The 15933-nt window shown below is 64.7% G+C and carries 14 protein-coding genes; 2 read left to right on the forward strand and 12 right to left on the reverse strand.

What is annotated here, in order from left to right; all coding sequences use genetic code 11:
* Positions 1 to 38: 38 nt before the first annotated feature.
* Complete coding sequence (locus tag OIN59_RS02125; RefSeq protein ID WP_274106667.1) at positions 39 to 1127, reverse strand: 4-oxalomesaconate tautomerase; 1089 nt, start codon at positions 1125 to 1127, stop codon at positions 39 to 41.
* A gap of 201 nt (positions 1128 to 1328) precedes the next feature.
* Here OIN59_RS02125 and OIN59_RS02130 point away from each other — a divergent pair, with 201 nt between their 5' ends.
* Both OIN59_RS02130 and mnmA read left to right on the forward strand, forming a co-directional pair.
* A complete protein-coding gene (locus OIN59_RS02130) occupies positions 1329 to 2270 on the forward strand; it encodes a LysR family transcriptional regulator (RefSeq protein WP_274106669.1) in 942 nt (313 codons plus the stop codon).
* Positions 2267 to 3436: a tRNA 2-thiouridine(34) synthase MnmA gene (gene mnmA, locus OIN59_RS02135; protein ID WP_274106671.1), complete on the forward strand. Its 1170-nt coding sequence runs from the start codon at positions 2267 to 2269 to the stop codon at positions 3434 to 3436. The genes OIN59_RS02130 and mnmA overlap by 4 nt, the downstream gene beginning before the upstream one ends.
* A 140-nt stretch (positions 3437 to 3576) precedes the next feature.
* On the opposite strand, the gene OIN59_RS02140 is transcribed toward mnmA, so the two are convergent.
* The 11 genes from OIN59_RS02140 to OIN59_RS02190 all read right to left on the reverse strand — a co-directional run bounded on the left by OIN59_RS02140 (position 3577) and on the right by OIN59_RS02190 (position 15928).
* Complete coding sequence (locus OIN59_RS02140; protein WP_274106673.1) at positions 3577 to 4290, reverse strand: Bax inhibitor-1/YccA family protein; 714 nt, start codon at positions 4288 to 4290, stop codon at positions 3577 to 3579.
* Between the two features lie 103 nt (positions 4291 to 4393).
* Positions 4394 to 4969 carry a hypothetical protein gene (locus OIN59_RS02145; RefSeq protein WP_274106675.1) on the reverse strand — a complete coding sequence of 192 codons (576 nt, stop codon included), beginning with the start codon at positions 4967 to 4969 and terminating at the stop codon, positions 4394 to 4396.
* A gap of 370 nt (positions 4970 to 5339) precedes the next feature.
* Positions 5340 to 5891 carry a single-stranded DNA-binding protein gene (gene ssb / locus OIN59_RS02150; RefSeq protein ID WP_274106677.1) on the reverse strand — a complete coding sequence of 184 codons (552 nt, stop codon included), beginning with the start codon at positions 5889 to 5891 and terminating at the stop codon, positions 5340 to 5342.
* 125 nt (positions 5892 to 6016) lie between these two features.
* The gene (locus OIN59_RS02155) at positions 6017 to 7195 is read right to left on the reverse strand and encodes an MFS transporter (protein WP_274106679.1); all 1179 of its coding nucleotides are present in this window, start codon (positions 7193 to 7195) and stop codon (positions 6017 to 6019) included.
* 173 nt (positions 7196 to 7368) lie between these two features.
* The gene (locus tag OIN59_RS02160) at positions 7369 to 7821 is read right to left on the reverse strand and encodes a hypothetical protein (RefSeq protein ID WP_274106681.1); all 453 of its coding nucleotides are present in this window, start codon (positions 7819 to 7821) and stop codon (positions 7369 to 7371) included.
* A gap of 164 nt (positions 7822 to 7985) precedes the next feature.
* Positions 7986 to 9014 (reverse strand): helix-turn-helix domain-containing protein, encoded by a 1029-nt coding sequence (locus tag OIN59_RS02165; RefSeq protein ID WP_274106683.1) that lies wholly within the window; start codon positions 9012 to 9014, stop codon positions 7986 to 7988.
* A gap of 50 nt (positions 9015 to 9064) precedes the next feature.
* Positions 9065 to 13387, reverse strand: coding sequence for a DUF4347 domain-containing protein (locus OIN59_RS02170; protein WP_274106685.1), 4323 nt, complete (start codon positions 13385 to 13387; stop codon positions 9065 to 9067).
* Entirely contained in the window at positions 13384 to 14241 is an 858-nt protein-coding gene (locus OIN59_RS02175; protein ID WP_274106687.1) for a sulfotransferase family protein, read from the reverse strand. The genes OIN59_RS02170 and OIN59_RS02175 overlap by 4 nt, the downstream gene beginning before the upstream one ends.
* Before the next feature lie 71 nt (positions 14242 to 14312).
* Positions 14313 to 14849 (reverse strand): phage tail protein, encoded by a 537-nt coding sequence (locus OIN59_RS02180; RefSeq protein ID WP_274106689.1) that lies wholly within the window; start codon positions 14847 to 14849, stop codon positions 14313 to 14315.
* Between the two features lie 14 nt (positions 14850 to 14863).
* Positions 14864 to 15391 (reverse strand): phage tail protein, encoded by a 528-nt coding sequence (locus tag OIN59_RS02185; RefSeq protein ID WP_274106691.1) that lies wholly within the window; start codon positions 15389 to 15391, stop codon positions 14864 to 14866.
* Between the two features lie 18 nt (positions 15392 to 15409).
* Positions 15410 to 15928: a phage tail protein gene (locus tag OIN59_RS02190; protein WP_274106693.1), complete on the reverse strand. Its 519-nt coding sequence runs from the start codon at positions 15926 to 15928 to the stop codon at positions 15410 to 15412.
* Between the last annotated feature and the right edge of the window lie 5 nt (positions 15929 to 15933).

Genomic DNA, 15933 nt, shown 5'->3' on the forward strand with positions numbered 1-15933 from the left:
GTCTCCTGTCGTAATGGTTGGAATCGTTGGAAGGCCGCTCAGTGCGCAGCGGCGATTTCGGGAACGAACAGCGTGCCTTCCAGAATCTTTCGGGCGGTGCGTACCAGCGCGGCCTGCACCAGCTTGAATTGGCCGTCCACGTCGCTGAGTTCGACATCCACCTGGATGCGGCCTGCCGGGTGTTGCACCTCCACGCGGCGCAGCCCGGCGCTGGGCGCATGCCGTTCGTCGGTGGCCACGGTGCCCGGCAGCACCGATGCGGCTGCCACGCCGATGGCGCCGGTCACCGCATGCGAGCGGTGGCATTGGTGGGGTGTGAAGTAGCGCGACACCACGCTGCCTGGTTGCACGCCTGGCGACACGATCACCGGCTTGGGCAACACGCTGTGTGTCACGTCGCCCATGCCCATGCGCTGGCCTGCCTCGAGTCGCAAGGCCTCCAGGCGGGTGAGCAAGGTGGTGTTGGCGTCCAGCTCTGCGGGCGTCTCGTCGCCGCGCAGGCCCAGGTCGGTGGCCCGCACCAGCACCATCACCTGGGCCGCGTCGATGCAGGTGACATCCAGGCCCTGGAGGCGGTCGATGCGCTGGCCGGTGGGAAAGATCTGCCCGGTGACGGCGCCCCAGGCGTCCAGAAAATTCATCAACACGGGGGCGGCCGTGCCCTGCACGCCGTCAATGCGCACGTCGCCGTCGTAGTGCACCTGGCCACCCGCCGTGCACACCTGCACGTCGATGCGCGAGCGGGTGTTCACGTTGTAGACCCGCACCCGCGTTGTTCCCAGGCCCGAAGGCGCCACCAGGCCTTGTTCGATGGCGAAGGGCCCCACACCGGCCAGCATGTTGCCGCAGTTGGGCCGTGTGTCCACGCGGGCCTCTTGCACGCTGACCTGGGCAAACAGATAGTCCACATCGCAGTCGGGCTGCGTGGAGCGCGAGACGATGGCGACCTTGCTGGTCAGCGAGTTGCCGCCGCCCAGGCCGTCGATCTGCAGCTCATGCGGCGAACCCAGTGCCGCGATCAGGGTGCGGTCGCGGGCATCGGGGTCCTGCGGCAACCAGTCAGCCAGGAAGAACGGCCCCCGGGAAGTGCCGCCACGCATCAGGACGCAAGGAATGTTGGTGCTCATGGGTCGGCATGGTGCGACGCTGCGGGTGATCTGTGAATTGCATTGTTGGCAATGATTGATGCATGCTGTGCAATAGGCTCTGGCGGCTTGTACATGCTCCAATCACAGCCGTGAATTGCAATGTTCTGATCGTTTGATGCACGGCTTGCAATACTGAAAAACCTCTGAAGACCTCGTTGAGATCCCCCGAAGGACGCCCTCATGAACAACAAATTCGACCTTGCCGACATCCAGGCCTTTGCTGCCGTGGCCGAGCTGCAGAGCTTTCGTGCCGCTGCCGAGGCCATCCACCTGTCGCAACCCGCCTTCAGCCGCCGCATCGACAAGCTGGAAGAAGCGCTGGGTGTGCGCCTGCTCGACCGCACCACGCGCCGCGTGACGCTCACGGCCGTGGGCCGCGACTTTGCGCGCAAGACCCGCGTGTGGCTGGATGACCTGGACGGCATGCTCATGGGCCTGGGCGATGTGGCCGCGCGCCGCATGGGCGAGGTGACCATCGCCTGCGTGCCCTCGGCCGTGTATTACTTCCTGCCGCAGGTGGTCAAGCGCTACCACGAGCGGTTTCCGAAGATCCGCGTGAAGGTGCACGACGCCAGCGCCAACGAGGTGCTGGTGGCCGTGGCGCAGGGCGATGCAGACTTTGGCCTCAACTTCATCGGCAGCCAGGAGGCCGAGATCGAGTTCAAGCCCGTGCTGGCCGAACGTTTTGTGGCCGCCTGCCGGCGCGACCATGTGCTGGCGCGGCGCAAGAAAGTGAGCTGGGCCGAGCTGGGCCAGCACGACTTCATGTCGGTGGGTAAGACCTCGGGCAACCGGCTGCTGATGGACCTGGCGCTGGCCAACGTGCCCGACCGCCCCCAGTGCCTGTACGAGGCCAAACACGTGACCACGCTGCTCGGCCTGGTGGAGGCGGGCTTGGGCGTGGCGGCCGTGCCCAGCCTGGCCATGCCGGGCAAGGACCACCCCACGCTGGTCAGCATTGCGCTGGTGGAGCCCATCGTCACGCGGCAGATGGGGCTCATCAAGCGCCGGGGCAAAACCCTGTCGCCTGCCGCGCAGCAGCTGTATGACCTGCTGGTGGCTACGCGTTCTGCGCGCCCGCGCAGTGCCCCGGCGGCATCAAAAATACAATCAGGGCAATGACAGCCTCTACCAAACAGCGCGTTGTCGTCGGTCTCTCCGGCGGCGTGGACTCGGCCGTGACCGCCTACCTGCTCAAAAAGCAGGGCCATGAGGTCGTCGGCATCTTCATGAAAAACTGGGAAGACGATGACGACAGCGAATACTGCTCGTCCAACATCGACTTCGTGGACGCGGCTGCTGTGGCGGACGTGATTGGCATCGAGATCGAGCACGTGAACTTCGCGGCGGACTACAAGGACCGCGTGTTCGCTGAGTTCTTGCGCGAGTATCAGGCGGGCCGCACACCCAACCCCGACGTGCTGTGCAACGCAGAGATCAAGTTCAAGGCCTTCCTCGACCACGCCATGCGCCTGGGCGCCGAGAAGATCGCCACGGGCCATTACGCCCGCGTGCGGCAGAACGCCACCTCCGGCTTGCACGAACTGCTCAAGGGGCTGGACCCGAGCAAGGACCAGAGTTATTTTCTGCACCGGCTGAACCAGGCGCAGCTGTCCAAGACGCTGTTCCCAGTGGGCGAACTGCACAAGACCGAGGTGCGCCGCATTGCCGAAGAGATTGGCCTGCCCAACGCCAAGAAGAAGGATTCCACCGGTATCTGCTTCATTGGCGAGCGGCCGTTCCGGGAGTTTTTGAACCGCTACATCAGCCACGCGCCCGGCCCCATCCAGGACGACCGGGGGCGCAAGCTGGGCCAGCATGTGGGCCTGTCGTTCTACACGCTGGGCCAGCGCCAGGGGCTGGGCATCGGCGGCGTGAAGGAGAAAGGCGCACAGCGCGGTGGTGGCGCGCACGAGCCCTGGTTTGTGGCCCGCAAGGACCTGGAGAAAAACACGCTCCGTGTGGTGCAAGGCCACGACCACCCCTGGCTGCTGTCGCACCACCTGCAGGCGCAGGACGTGAGCTGGTGCGCTGGCCATGCACCCGCCCCCGGCGCTTACGCCGCGAAGACGCGCTACCGCCAGCAGGACTCTGCCTGCACGCTGGAGGCTGCAGAGGGCGGCTTTGCGCTGCAGTTCCCGGACGCCCAATGGGCCGTGACGCCTGGGCAGAGCGCTGTGCTGTACGACGGTGATGTCTGCCTGGGCGGTGGCGTGATTGCCACCGTGGACGGGTTGCCGCAGCAGGCAGGCAGTGCGCCAGCTGCCCAGGCAGCCACTACACGCTGATTGCTATAAAATTAATAGCTATCGAGGCATATAAGTCAAGCGCCAGCGCCTGATTTATTTCAAAGTCCTTGCTGAAAGAGCAAAAAAGCCGGTGCGGTGGCCGCTCCGGCTTTTTTGTGTCGGTGGGAGGCCCCGGTGTGTCAGTCGTCGTTCGTGGCCAGGCTGATCAGGATGCGCAGTACGTACCAGAGCATGAGCGCAATCGATGCAAACAGGTGCAGCGCCGCACCGGCGGGACGGTCTGCGGGGTAGTCGCGAATGATGCGCGAGGTGTCGTACAGCACACTGGCGCCTGCAAACAGCACCATGAGCCCAGAGAACCAGATGCCCAGCTTGAAGCCAAAGATGGCGCCCGCAATGATGGTGCCCAGTGCCACCAAGCCTGCCACCTTCAGGATGCCGCCCAGGAACGAAAAATCGGTCTTGCTGCTGAATGCCGTCCAGGTGAGTGCCGCCACCAGCAGCAGCGTGATGAAGGCCGCCGAGCCAATGGCGCCGGGCACCAAAAGCTGGGCAATGCCGAACATCGGGGCAAAGATGAGCCCTTCTGCCAGCACGTAGAGGCCCAGGCCCATCAGCTGCGTTTGGGGATTGTCGGAGTTGTCGGCCAGGTGCGATGCCAGCCAGCCCACCAACATGAAGGCCCCCATCACCCCCAGCCAGAGGAACTTGCTGCCGCTGGCCATGAGCATCTTGGCCGCGGCGGTGGAAAGTCCGCTCACCATCAGCACCGCCGATAGCACGACAAAAGCCAGAATGGCCACGCCCAGGTGCTTGTAGGTGGAGACGATGAAATCGCGCCGCTCCATCGGGGCGCCCGCAGGGGTTTGTGGGGAAAGTGCGTTGGGGTTCATGGTGTGGTCCTCCGTAGTGAGCGCGGGTCTGCGCAAACAATGGGAGGAGCGCGCCCCGGGCGCTGCCCCTCCCTCCCTCTCTCTTTTTATGGGGTATGGCGCGTCAGGCGGCGGCTAGCTGTTGTGCTTCGTCTGCGGCGCGCAGCTTGCGGTTGGACCACACGCCGGCAGCACCTACCAGGGTCAGCAGGATGGCGAAGATCCAGGTGCCCGCACCGCTGAAGGACTTTGCCGATGAGGTGGCTTCGACCTGCAGTCGCTGCTTGGTGACGTCGTAGCTGATGACGGGTGCTCCGCCTGCCGAGACTTCGTAAACCAGGTCGTTGTCGCTGCCGTCCACCAAGGCAGTGACTTTTTCGTCGATCAGGTTGCCCACCAGCTGCTGTGGCGTGCTGTAGTCGATGCGCAGTTTGCGCACCTCGGCACCGGCGGTGTCGGGCTGGACGCTGATCTCGTAGTATTTCTTGGTAGCGCGGCGCTTGCGCTTGACGGTGACTTCGGAGGCTTGCGTCACGGTGCCGGACACGGTTTGTAGGCTCTCGCGTGCGGCGTAGGCGTGGTCACCTTCCGCCTTCCAGCCGCTGTACAGCGACAGCCCGATCAGGCCGGGCCCCGCCAGAAGCAGCAGCCACGCGTAGCCAGTAACAAATATCAGAATCTTGCGGACAAACCCAGGCATCACGACCCTCTCTCTCTTCAGTTGGAATATTGTTTTTTGGTAATTGCTCGCCGTCGGGCTTTGCACCTCTTTGGCGAACAAGGCCGCGATGATCTTTGATATTTCCGTATCGAATGTAAGGAATTGTTGATTCGTCGCGGCCATGCTGCACTGGACAAAATGGAGAAGAGGCGCGCTTGCACACCGGTGTAAAAGGCTTGCCGTCGTGACAGCTTGCGGCGCTGGTGCGATCGGTGAGCCGCAGCAGTTCTTGTTGCGAGTTGCTACGTTTCGACGCTTTCTGGAGGCTGGTGCATGCCCTGCGCGGGCGCAAAAAAAGGCCCGCACCTTGCGGGTGCGGGCCTAGGATGGAATCCGGTGCCGGAAGGCGTTAGAACGGAATGTCGTCATCCATGTCGTCGAAGCCGGATGCCGCACGCGGTGCCTGGGCCACAGGGGCGGGCGCAGGGCGCGGTGCGGGTGCTGCCATGGGGCGCGGTGCGGGGGCTGCACGGCGCGGGGCCTGGTCGTAACCGCCCTGGTCGCCTCCATAACCATCGTCGTAGCCGCCGCCTTGCTGGCCGCCGCCGCCACCACCGCCCATGCCTTGGCGGCTGCCCAGCATCTGCATCTGGTCGGCGCGGATCTCGGTGCTGTACTTTTCGACGCCGCTCTGGTCGGTCCACTTGCGGGTGCGCAGGCTGCCTTCCACATACACCTGCGAGCCTTTGCGCAGGTACTGGCCAGCGATTTCGGCCAGGCGGCCGTTGAAGACCACGCGGTGCCACTCGGTGGCTTCCTTCATTTCGCCAGACTGCTTGTCTTTCCACTTGTCGGTGGTGGCGATCGTCACGTTGGCCACCTGATCGCCACTGGGGAAAGTGCGCATTTCAGGGTCGCGGCCCAGGTTGCCGACGATGATGACTTTGTTTACGGATGCCATGGTGCTGTCTTTGCCTTAAAAAGATGGAAGCGCCGGATTTGGAGAGAGATTCCAGGCGCCAAACGCGCCATTGTGCCGCAACCGGGGGGCAATGGAAGCCCGGGCGGCGTGGCGTGGTCTGCCGTTCAGTGCCCGCCGCGCCCCACGGGCCGCAGCGGCCAGGTCAGCACCAGCCACAAGGCCGTGAGTGCCGTGGTCACGGCAAACAGGCCGGGAGCTCCGGCCCACTTGACCAGCGCGCCGCCCAGTGCCCCACCCGCAAACAGGCCCAGCGACTGCAGGGTGTTGTAGCTGCCCAGCGCGGCGCCGCGCAGGTGGGCAGGTGCCATGCGCGACACCAGGCTGGGCTGGCTGGCCTCCAGCGCATTGAATCCGCAAAAAAAGACAAACAGCAGTGGCCCCAGCACCCACAGCGTGGCAGGCAAGCCGCTGGCCGCCAGCAGGCCCAACCCGACCTGCACCACCAGCACCAGGGCAATGGCTCCGAGCAGGGCCGCGCGCAGGCGACCCGCGCGCTCCAGTGCAAACAGCCCGCCCATGGCGGCAAACGACAGCACCACGGCGGGCAGGTATACCTGCCAGTGGTGGTCTTTGGTGAGGCCCGCCTGTACCAGCATGGCGGGCACGGCCACCCACATGGACAGTTGCACGGTGTGCAGCACAAACACACCCAGGTTCAGGCGCAGCAGATCGGGGTGGGCCCACACATCGGCCAAGCGGCCCCGGGGTGCGTTGTGGTGCAGCGCAGGCTCGGGCGGCACCCACCACACCACCACCGCCACACCGGCCAGTGCCAGCGCGCAGGTCAGGCCAAACAGCCCAGCCAGCCCGATGTAAGCGGTGAGTACAGGGGCTGCAACCAGTGCCACAGCAAACATCAGCCCGATGCTGCCGCCCACCAGCGCCATGGCCTTGGTGCGCACGGCGTCGCGTGTCTGGTCGGCCAGCAGCGCGGTCACGGCGGCCGATACGGCCCCCGCGCCCTGCAGCGCCCGGCCCAGCAGCAGCCCGGTCAAAGAATCCGCCAGCGCGGCCAGCAGGCTGCCAGCCGCGAACACCAGCAGGCCGAGCACGATGACCCGTTTGCGCCCGAACCGGTCGGACGCCATGCCCAGAGGCAGCTGCAGCACCGCCTGCGTGAGGCCATAGATGCCCATGGCCAGGCCCACCAGTGCGGGGTCGTCGCCACCGGGGTACTTGCGTGCCTCCAGAGCAAACACGGGCAGCACCAGGAACAGGCCCAGCATGCGCAGCGCAAAGATCAGCGCCAAGCTGACGCTGGAGCGGCGCTCCAGCGGGGTCATCTGGCTACTGGGGGTAGGGAGCCGGGAGGCGGCGGTGGCTGACAGAGAAGGAGAATCCGGCACGGTGGTGCGCTAAGGCCCGAAGAAGCAAAACCGGGATTTTCGCCGATTGGCCGCCTGCCCGCTCATCGGCGGCCAAGGCTGCGGTGCGAAGAGCCTGTTTCGGACTGGCCTCACACCGTGTCCAGCCGTTGGCGCTGGTCCAGCCACAGCATTGCCAACGCCAACACGGCCACCAGTCCCAACGCCCAGGGGTTGTCGATGGGGGTGGGCATGGTCGAGGGGATCCGACCATCGGAAGCGGTGGCCGGGGCGGTGTCCCTCTGGACCTGGGCAGGCTCGTTCTCAATGTCCCGGACCATGACGGATGCGCCGGTGGCATGCGCTTGGGCGGTGTAGCCAGCCACGGTGACTGCTGCGGGAGACTTCCATCGCGAGTCCTGGGCGGCAAGTGCTGGCACTGGGTGCGGCCGCACTTCGGCATGCGCCACCCAGGCTGCCCCCATGGCCGCCGCCAGCACCCACGTATTCCGGTGGGCGCGCGCTTTGCGGTGGCTGGTGGTGTTGAAAATGAAGCGCCAAGGGGGGCAGGTGCCGGGGCGCAAAGGGCGGGACGCGTACAACATGGCAACAAACATCAGGGCATCAACGATGGGCGACAGGCGCCATCCCCCACGGAGGCGGGTGCCTGTTTTCCATGCTATGGGCCGCCAACTGCCGTGGCTTGCCTGTGTGTCCGCTTTGTGTTGCCTGGGTGTCCCACGCTGGTGAGGCCAGCGGCGGCTCGGGCTCAAGCCACGGCGCTGGGCCCCTGCAATCCGCGCACCCAGGCGGCATATTCGACCGAGCTGCTGCCCAAAGGGTCATCGGCCGGGGCCATGACACCCCGGGATTCCGGGGCGCGCGCTTCTGAGGGCGACATGCCGAAACTGGCCCGAAATACCCGGCTGAAGTGGGCATTGCTCACAAACCCCGTGCGCGCAGCCACTTCGGCCACGCGCAGGCGGCGGTTGGCGGGGTTGGCCAATGCGTGGTACGCCTGTAGCAACCGACGTTGTTGCGCATACTGGGCCACGCCACCCAAGGGCTCGAACAGCCGGTACAGCACGCTGCGCGAGATGCCAAACCGGCGGCACAGCGCCTCGGCACTCAGGTCGTCGGCCAGGTGGCGCTGGATGTGGCGCTGCAGGCGCTCCAGCGTCACTCCGTCGATGGCGCTACGCGCTTCGTGCCGCGTGCGTGCGCTGGGCAACACGCAGGCCGCCAGCATTTGCACACTGGCGCGTGCCACCGCTGGCGCGTCATTCAGTGCAATGCCAGGCAGTCGGTGCTGCAGCGACAGCAAGTGGTCGCTGAGTAAACCGCCCAGCGCGGAATCGGCACGCAGCACGGTGCCATGCAGGTCAGAGTCCTGCACGCCCATGGCCTCGTGGATCAAGTCGCGCGGGACAATGAGCGTCATGACGCGCGACGCCCGCGCAAACGTGCGCAAGGTGCGGCCCAGGTCGAGGATGACAACGTCCCCAGGGCGGACCTCCATGTCGGTGCCCCCATCCCGCTGACCCACAAAGCCGCCCGTGCGGTACCACTGCACCAGATAGTGGTCGAGCCCGTCGCGCAGCACGCGCGGCTGCGGGCGCATGAACTGCTGCCCCGCAAAATGCAGGTCGCCCACCAGCAAATGCCCCAGGTGGGTAGCCTGCACGGAGGCCTGGAACCCAGCGATGCTCTCCGGTGCGAGCGGCGCTACGTCAAACACCACCGAGATGCTTTGGCGCCAGGCCTCAAAGCGTTCCTCCGCAGCGCTTTGACCGGTCATGAATACCGTCGAAGGCAAACTTCCGGTGGATGGCATCGCAGCTCGGTGCTTCAGCTGCGAAGGCTTTGACGCCGCAAACCCAGCCAACCCATGAGCGCGACCAGCATACCCAGGGCCCAAGGGTTGTTCACGGGAATGGAGGCGGCGCCCAGAAAGAGTGCGGGCGCAAAGGGATCTCGGATGCTGCCCACGGCATTGTTCGAGTCCCCCACACCGTTGTCCGTCACGGTGTAGACCACAGTCCGGCGATCGGGACTGAGGCTTGCACCCGACCATGCAAACCATGTGGACGTGGGGGCTCCGGGGGTCGCAGGCCCAAACTTCCAGAACTGAATCGCGGCAGGCAAAGGGTCTGGATAGACCAGCGTAAGGGTCACGCTGCCAGGGCAGCCCACAGCCAGGAACTCAAAGCCGCCATGGGGCAGTTGGAGGCTGCCAGGTACGCTGCCAGGAGTCATGAAGCCGGTGCTACCAGGGGTCAAGGTGCAGCTTGCCCCCCCGCCCGACAAAGTGGCGGTAGCCGTGCCCGCCATTCCAGCGACAGAGCCGGACACTGACAGAACCGGGGTGACGCTAAAGCTGCGGGAGACCTGGGTGGCAGCAAGGTAACTACCGTTACCCGCCTGGTCTGCGTTGATGGTGCATGTGCCTGCCGTCACGAAAGTCAGTGCCCCCAAGGAGGTAATGGTGCACACACTGGCGGTGGACGACGTGAAGGTGGGATTCAGACCCGAATCCGATGTGGCTGTGAGCGTGGGTGTGGTGCCGTAGTTCTGCGCGCCAGGGTTGGCGAACGTAATGGTCTGGGTCGCTTTTGGTGTGACGGAGTTGGACGCGGCAGACGCGGCCCCCGTCCCGGCCGAGTTGGTGGCGGTCACGGTGAAGGTGTAGGCCATCCCGTTCGTCAGGCCAGTCACGGTGATCGGCGAGCTGGACCCGGTGGCAGTGGCCCCGGCCGGACTGGCGGTGACGGTGTAGCCCCCAGCGATGATGGCCGAGCCGCCGGTGGAGGCTGGCGCGGTGAACGTGACCGAGGCCTGGGTGTCGCCTGCGGTCGCCGTGCCGATGGTGGGCGCCCCTGGCACGATGGCGTTGACGGCGAACGAGCGGCTTACTTGCGACGCGGATAGATAGGTGCCGTTGCCTGCTTGGTCAGCGTTGATGGTGCAGGTACCTGCCGTCACGAAGGTGAGCGTACCGCCTGTGGTGATGGTACATACGCCAGTTGTCGACGAGGTAAAGCTTACCGGGAGCCCGGATGTGGAGCTCGCCGTGAGCGTGGGTGTAGTGCCGTAGTTTTGCGCGCCAGGGTTGGCGAACGTAATGGTCTGGGCCGCTTTCGGTGTGACGGAGTTGGACGCGGCAGACGCGGCCCCTGTCCCGGCCGAGTTGGTGGCGGTCACGGTGAAGGTGTAGGCCACCCCGTTCGTCAGGCCAGTCACTGTGATTGGCGAACTGGACCCGGTAGCGGTGGCCCCGGCCGGACTGGCGGTGACGGTGTAGCCCCCGGCGATGATGGCCGAGCCGCCGGTGGAGGCTGGCGCGGTGAACGTGACCGAGGCCTGGGTGTCGCCTGCGGTCGCCGTGCCGATGGTGGGCGCCCCTGGCACGATGGCATTCACGGTGAACGTGTTGCTGACCGTGGGGGCCGCATTCCACGCGGTATTACCGGCCTGGTCGGCATTGATCGTGCAGGAGCCTGCCGTCACGAAGGTGAGCGCACCGCCTGTGGTGATGGTACATACGCCAGTTGTCGATGAGGTAAAGCTTACCGGGAGCCCGGATGTGGAGCTCGCCGTGAGCGTGGGTGTGGTGCCGAAGTTCTGTGCACCGGGGTTCGTGAATGTGATCGTCTGGCTGCCCTTGGGGATCACGGAGTTGGATGGGCCAGACGGTGTGCTGGTGCCAACGCCGTTGGTGGCTGTCACGGTGAAGGTATAGGCCGTGCCGTTGGCCAGTCCGGTCACCGTTGCTGTACAGGCCGCAGGCCCTGCGCAAGAGCCAAAGGCTCCGCCTGGGTTGGCGGTGGCGGTATAGGTGGTGATGGCGGAACCACCGTTGCTGCCCGGTGCGGTGAAGGTCACGTTCGCCTGTGCATCGCCCGCCGTGGCCGTGCCGATGGTAGGAGCGCTAGGCGCTGTGAGAATGCTGACGGTGTGCGTGCTGCCACCGCTGTAGGCGGGCACGGAATTGCCCACGCCATCGACGATATCGGTGCCTCCATTCAGGTTGACCTTGAGCGTTCCCGAGCCGCTGATGCCACTGATGTTCACGTTGACGGCCGTCCCGCTGCTCGCGGAAACACTCGCAATGCTGCCAGCGGCCGACCCCGTGTTCATGAGCGTGAAGTCGTCGGTGGAAATGTTGGCCACCGCCTCGCTGAAATTCACCGTAAAGGCCATGCTGGTGTCGCCGCTGCCGGGCGAGCCGCTCACAGCGATGCTGCTGACGGACGGTGCGATGTTATCCACCGTGGCGTTGGTGGTGTCCGTGGTGCTGGTGGCGTTGCCCGCGTTGTCGGTGGCGGTGAAGGCGATATTGCGGTTGGCGGCGGCAATGGCGCCTGCCACGATGGTGTAGGTCGCCGTCCAGGTGCCAGCGCTGTTGGTGGCTGCCACGGCAGCCCCCCCGCCGAACTGGCTGAAGTTCACCGTCGCGCTGCTGATGTCGGGGTTGTTGTCGCCGCCAGCGGTATTGTTCCAGGTGGCGGTGACGGTGTCGCCGATCTTGTAGGCCCCACCGGTACCGGACGCGCCCGAGATGCTGATGCGGCCATCGGTGACGGTGGGAGCGATGTTGTCCACCGTGGCATTGGTGGTGTCGGCCGTGGTGGTGTTACCGCCAGCGTTGGTGGCTGTGACACTGACGTTGCGGTTGGTGATGTCGATGGCGCCCGAAGTGATGGTGTACGTGGCCGTCCAGGTGTTGCTGCTGTTGGTGGCCGCCACCGCAGAGCCACCGCCGAACTGGCTGAAGTCCACGGTCACGCCGGTGATGGAGCTACTATTGTTGTCGCCGCCAGCGGTGTTGTTCCAGGTGGCGGTGACGGTGTCGCCGATCTTGTAGGCTCCACTGGTACCGGACGCGCCCGAGATGCTGATGCGGGCGTCGGTCACATTGGGCAACGGCGCAATGGCGCCCTGGATGGAGAAGCTACGGAATTCGAAGAAGGGCTTGGTACCGGAGCCGCCGTTGGTGTCGAACACCAGCTTGAACGCTTTCAGCTTCACGCCCGAGAAACTTGAGAGCTGGCCCGCGCCAAAGGTAAAGGTCTCGCCCGTGGTCCCCGTCCCGTTGATGATGGACGATGTCACCGTGCTGTTGTCTGGCTTGATGCCGACAATTTGCACATTGGTGAATTGCCCCGTGCCGTATTCACCAGCCACGAGGCCCGTGAGTTCGAACGCCCCGGTGTTGACTCCATCGGCGGCCACCTGGAAATAGGTGCCTGTAGTGCTTGTGTTGTATCCGGTTTGCAGGTACGCAGCAAAAGGCGACGCAGTATAGATACTGATGTTCGAGATGGGGCTACCACCGCTGTCCCAGCCGGTGGCGACAAAATCGGTGGAGGTCAGATTGGCGTTGTTGTCCATCCAGCCCGTCTGAAAGGTCTTGGTGCCATCCGACGCTACCAGCACGTGCGAGAAGTCCTTCATGGCCTTGTCAGAGAACGCCATGGTGGTTTCAATGCTCCCGCGCACCACTTCCAGGTTCCAGTCGCCTCCCAGTGTCGTGCTGCCCGTCAGATTGCTGGAGGCTGCCACATCGAGGCCTGTCTGTTGCTGGAGGATGTCCAGCAGCGCACTGCCTTCGCTGCTGGCGGCCAGATCGCAGCCATAGAACAGCAGGTCTGCGCCAGGGCGCACAGCCTCACGCAGCGTGGACAGCGCGGCCAACTCCTCGTGGGCGTTCTCGGGTGTGATGCGGCTGTTGCCCAGCAGCAGTACACCAGCGCTGGCATGCGATACCACATGGATGGCCGCGAGGTTGCGATGGCCGCGCAAGGCATCGGCCAGCTGCGGCAGGCCGGGTAGGGATGGGTCGATCTCCACGGCCACCACGCCGGGCTTGAGGCCCCGGTACAGCGTGGCCTTGTCGGCGATGGAGCCGTCGATGACTACCAGTTCGGTGGCGACCGGCGGCTGGAGGATATCCAGCGTGGCAAAGTCGGTCGGCGCAGCGGCATGCCGGGCCGATGGTTTTGCCTTTTGGGGCGCCGTGATGGTGGGGCTCAAGGCATCTATCTGTAGACGCGCGTGGCTGCGTGGCTGGTATCCGCCGCGCAAGAGGTAGCCCCCAGCCGCCGTGGCGGCAGCATGGGCGGCAAAGGGAAACAGCAGCGCGGAAAGGCCGCCGAGCAGGGCACGGTTCATGGGGTGTCCTTGTGGGGTTGCGTGTTTTGAACGGGGGCCCGGCGTGGGGCGACGATGCTGGCCGAGGTACCGGTCTGGTCTTGCCAGAAATCCATGTCCTGGTACTTTGCAAAAAGATCCGGGGGAAGAATGCTGCGGCGTGGCTTGAACGCGACCTTCTTCTTCACGTCGTGCAGGCCCTTGACGCCCAGGTTCTGGTCGAACTCGTTCTCCGAATACTCGACGTTGTCGAAGTCGTGCTCGAACCAAGGCTCGCCGATGAAGCGGTAGATCAGCTCCAGCGTGCGCCGGGGGTGCTGGGTGAGGAGGTCGTAGTCCACCAGCAGCAGCCGGTCGGAATACTCGCCGTAGTAGGCCTCCTTGAGCGCCGTCCAGGCGCTGCCGACCGGGCCGCCGGAAGACATCATGACCTCGCAGCGCGAGTAGACCGTCTGGCGGCTGCCCGCGTTGTACATGCGGCTGTAGTCGAAGGGGTTCTTGCGGTGGATGACCTCGAAGCTGTCCATCACCCACGCGGGGTTGCGCACGCAGCAGATCATCTTGAAGCCGTCCACCAGCTCGACCAGTTGGTGCATGCGCGCCGTCCATTGGCGGTTGGTGTCGAAGATGACGGGCTCGGTCTTGTCGGCGTAGTAGGCGTCGATCAATGCGCGGCAGATGGCTTTACGCTTGGTCGTGTCGAAAAAGGGATAGGACTCGCTGCCTGCACCCATCTGCTCCAGCACCCCGTTGACGAGACTGGCCACGGGGCTGCTCATGGCGGCATGAAAGCGCGGGTTTTGGCGCAGGATGCCAGCGAGCAGGGTGGACCCTGAGCGCGGGAGGCCGGAAAGAAAATGCAGTGTGTGCGGCATAGGGGAATGGAGATGTTGAGACGCACCCCTGGACAGCCACTGGGCCACCCAGGGACGCTGCGCAGGCAGCGTCAGTTGCGCGCGGGGAATATGCCCCACAACGCAATGCAGTAGTTCAACACCAGGAAGGGCTGCCTGTTCTCGTGGGGCGTGCTCCCGCCATTGGGCAGCAGCGTGTTGGGCTCCATCGCGGTTGAAGGGTTGCCGCCCGTCTGCATGTATTGGATGACACCACTGCCTCCACGCACGTCGCGGCTCAGGTAGCAAGCGGCGTTGGGCGCGGTCTCGGTGCCAGGATTGTTCATGCCGGTGATCTGGTGGCTGTGGGCTGGCATCTGGGGCGATAAAAGCGTCACGCTGTCCTCCCCCACCATTTCGCCCAGGGTCCAGGGGCTCAGCCCTGGACCCTGCCCAGCGCCCACCACTACGCGGCCTTGCAAGTTGGGCAAACCGAACGTGGTTGTTCCATTCCCTCCGTAGGTCGTCCCGAGAATGGAAAACAAGGCCGTGTTGCTCGATATGGCCAACAACTGGCCATTGCACAGCGCCCAGTCTTTGGGCGCGAAACTGAAGGGAAATGCCCGGATTTCTCCGATGAACTGTTCCATACGATCCTCCGGGATTAATTGCGGCTCGGAAAAACGCCTTGCAGCGCGATGATGTAGTTCAGGCCCATGCTGGGCATGATGTTGTCGTGCGGCTGGCTGCCGCCTGACACAGTTACCGCATTGGCCGCGAAGGCCTGTGGCTGCGGATCGGTGGCGGGTGCGGGGCCATACAAGTTGTCCGAACCCGTTTGCCCAAAAAGCCTGCCGCCCGGTTGGGGGCTGGTTCCCGTGGCCGTGGTGGCGTTCAGCGCATGGCTGTGCTGCGGCATTTGCGTGGTGAGCAACGTGACGGTCTCGGTGCCGTAGGTTTGCGACAACACGCGATTGCTCAGGCCCGAGCCGGTCCCCTGACCGACCGGAACGCGGCCCCGCAAATCCGGCACGGCGAAGGTGGTCTGACCGTCGCCACCATAGGTGGTACCGATCAACGCGAACAAGGCGTCGTTTTCGCTGATGCTGAGCAGGGCTCCGTTACAAAACATCCAGCCCTGGGGCGCGTAATTGCCCGCAAAAAGGCGGATGTCTCCAATAAAGCTTTCCATTCTCGGCCTCCGTTTTAGTCAATTGCGAGACGGGAAGATCCCCGCGACGGCGATGCAATAGTTCAGCACCAGCGAGGGCTGCGTGTTGTCGTGTGGCTGGTTGGCGCCCTGGGGGCTGACGGCTGCCGGAATCAATGGCTGGGCAGGCCCGCCCGCCTCGGCATACACGTTCACCGGGTTACCCGATGCCACTGCGTCTGCCACCAATGCACCAGCGAAAGCTGTGGTGTTGCCATTGCCCGAGGCCGCCATCACGGCATGGTTATGTGCCGGCATTTGGTTCGACGACAGTGCCACCGTTTCCTGCCCCGCCCTGGCCCCCAGCGGGTTGGCCGGGGATGCGTGCTGCACGGACCGGCCGCGCAGATCCGGCAGCTGAAACGTGGTAACGCCATCGCCTCCGTACGTGGTGCCCAGCAAGGAAAACAAAGCCTGATTGGTGTTGATGGGCAGCGTCTGCCCCTGGCACAGCATCCAGCGCTTGGGCGGCCATTCATAGGGCATCAGACGAATCTCTCCGAGGTAAGGTTCTGACATGGGGT

Source organism: Acidovorax benzenivorans (genome assembly GCF_028680575.1).
Taxonomy (GTDB): Bacteria; Pseudomonadota; Gammaproteobacteria; order Burkholderiales; family Burkholderiaceae_C; genus Acidovorax; species Acidovorax benzenivorans.

Bases quoted from the DNA above. Each gene is read 5' to 3' on its own strand.
- OIN59_RS02125 (WP_274106667.1), bottom strand. From the start codon at position 1,127: ATGAGCACCAACATTCCTTGCGTCCTGATGCGTGGCGGCACTTCCCGG.
- OIN59_RS02130 (WP_274106669.1), top strand. From the start codon at position 1,329: ATGAACAACAAATTCGACCTTGCCGACATCCAGGCCTTTGCTGCCGTG.
- mnmA (WP_274106671.1), top strand. From the start codon at position 2,267: ATGACAGCCTCTACCAAACAGCGCGTTGTCGTCGGTCTCTCCGGCGGC.
- OIN59_RS02140 (WP_274106673.1), bottom strand. From the start codon at position 4,290: ATGAACCCCAACGCACTTTCCCCACAAACCCCTGCGGGCGCCCCGATG.
- OIN59_RS02145 (WP_274106675.1), bottom strand. From the start codon at position 4,969: ATGCCTGGGTTTGTCCGCAAGATTCTGATATTTGTTACTGGCTACGCG.
- ssb (WP_274106677.1), bottom strand. From the start codon at position 5,891: ATGGCATCCGTAAACAAAGTCATCATCGTCGGCAACCTGGGCCGCGAC.
- OIN59_RS02155 (WP_274106679.1), bottom strand. From the start codon at position 7,195: ATGACCCCGCTGGAGCGCCGCTCCAGCGTCAGCTTGGCGCTGATCTTT.
- OIN59_RS02160 (WP_274106681.1), bottom strand. From the start codon at position 7,821: ATGTTGTACGCGTCCCGCCCTTTGCGCCCCGGCACCTGCCCCCCTTGG.
- OIN59_RS02165 (WP_274106683.1), bottom strand. From the start codon at position 9,014: ATGACCGGTCAAAGCGCTGCGGAGGAACGCTTTGAGGCCTGGCGCCAA.
- OIN59_RS02170 (WP_274106685.1), bottom strand. From the start codon at position 13,387: ATGAACCGTGCCCTGCTCGGCGGCCTTTCCGCGCTGCTGTTTCCCTTT.
- OIN59_RS02175 (WP_274106687.1), bottom strand. From the start codon at position 14,241: ATGCCGCACACACTGCATTTTCTTTCCGGCCTCCCGCGCTCAGGGTCC.
- OIN59_RS02180 (WP_274106689.1), bottom strand. From the start codon at position 14,849: ATGGAACAGTTCATCGGAGAAATCCGGGCATTTCCCTTCAGTTTCGCG.
- OIN59_RS02185 (WP_274106691.1), bottom strand. From the start codon at position 15,391: ATGGAAAGCTTTATTGGAGACATCCGCCTTTTTGCGGGCAATTACGCG.
- OIN59_RS02190 (WP_274106693.1), bottom strand. From the start codon at position 15,928: ATGTCAGAACCTTACCTCGGAGAGATTCGTCTGATGCCCTATGAATGG.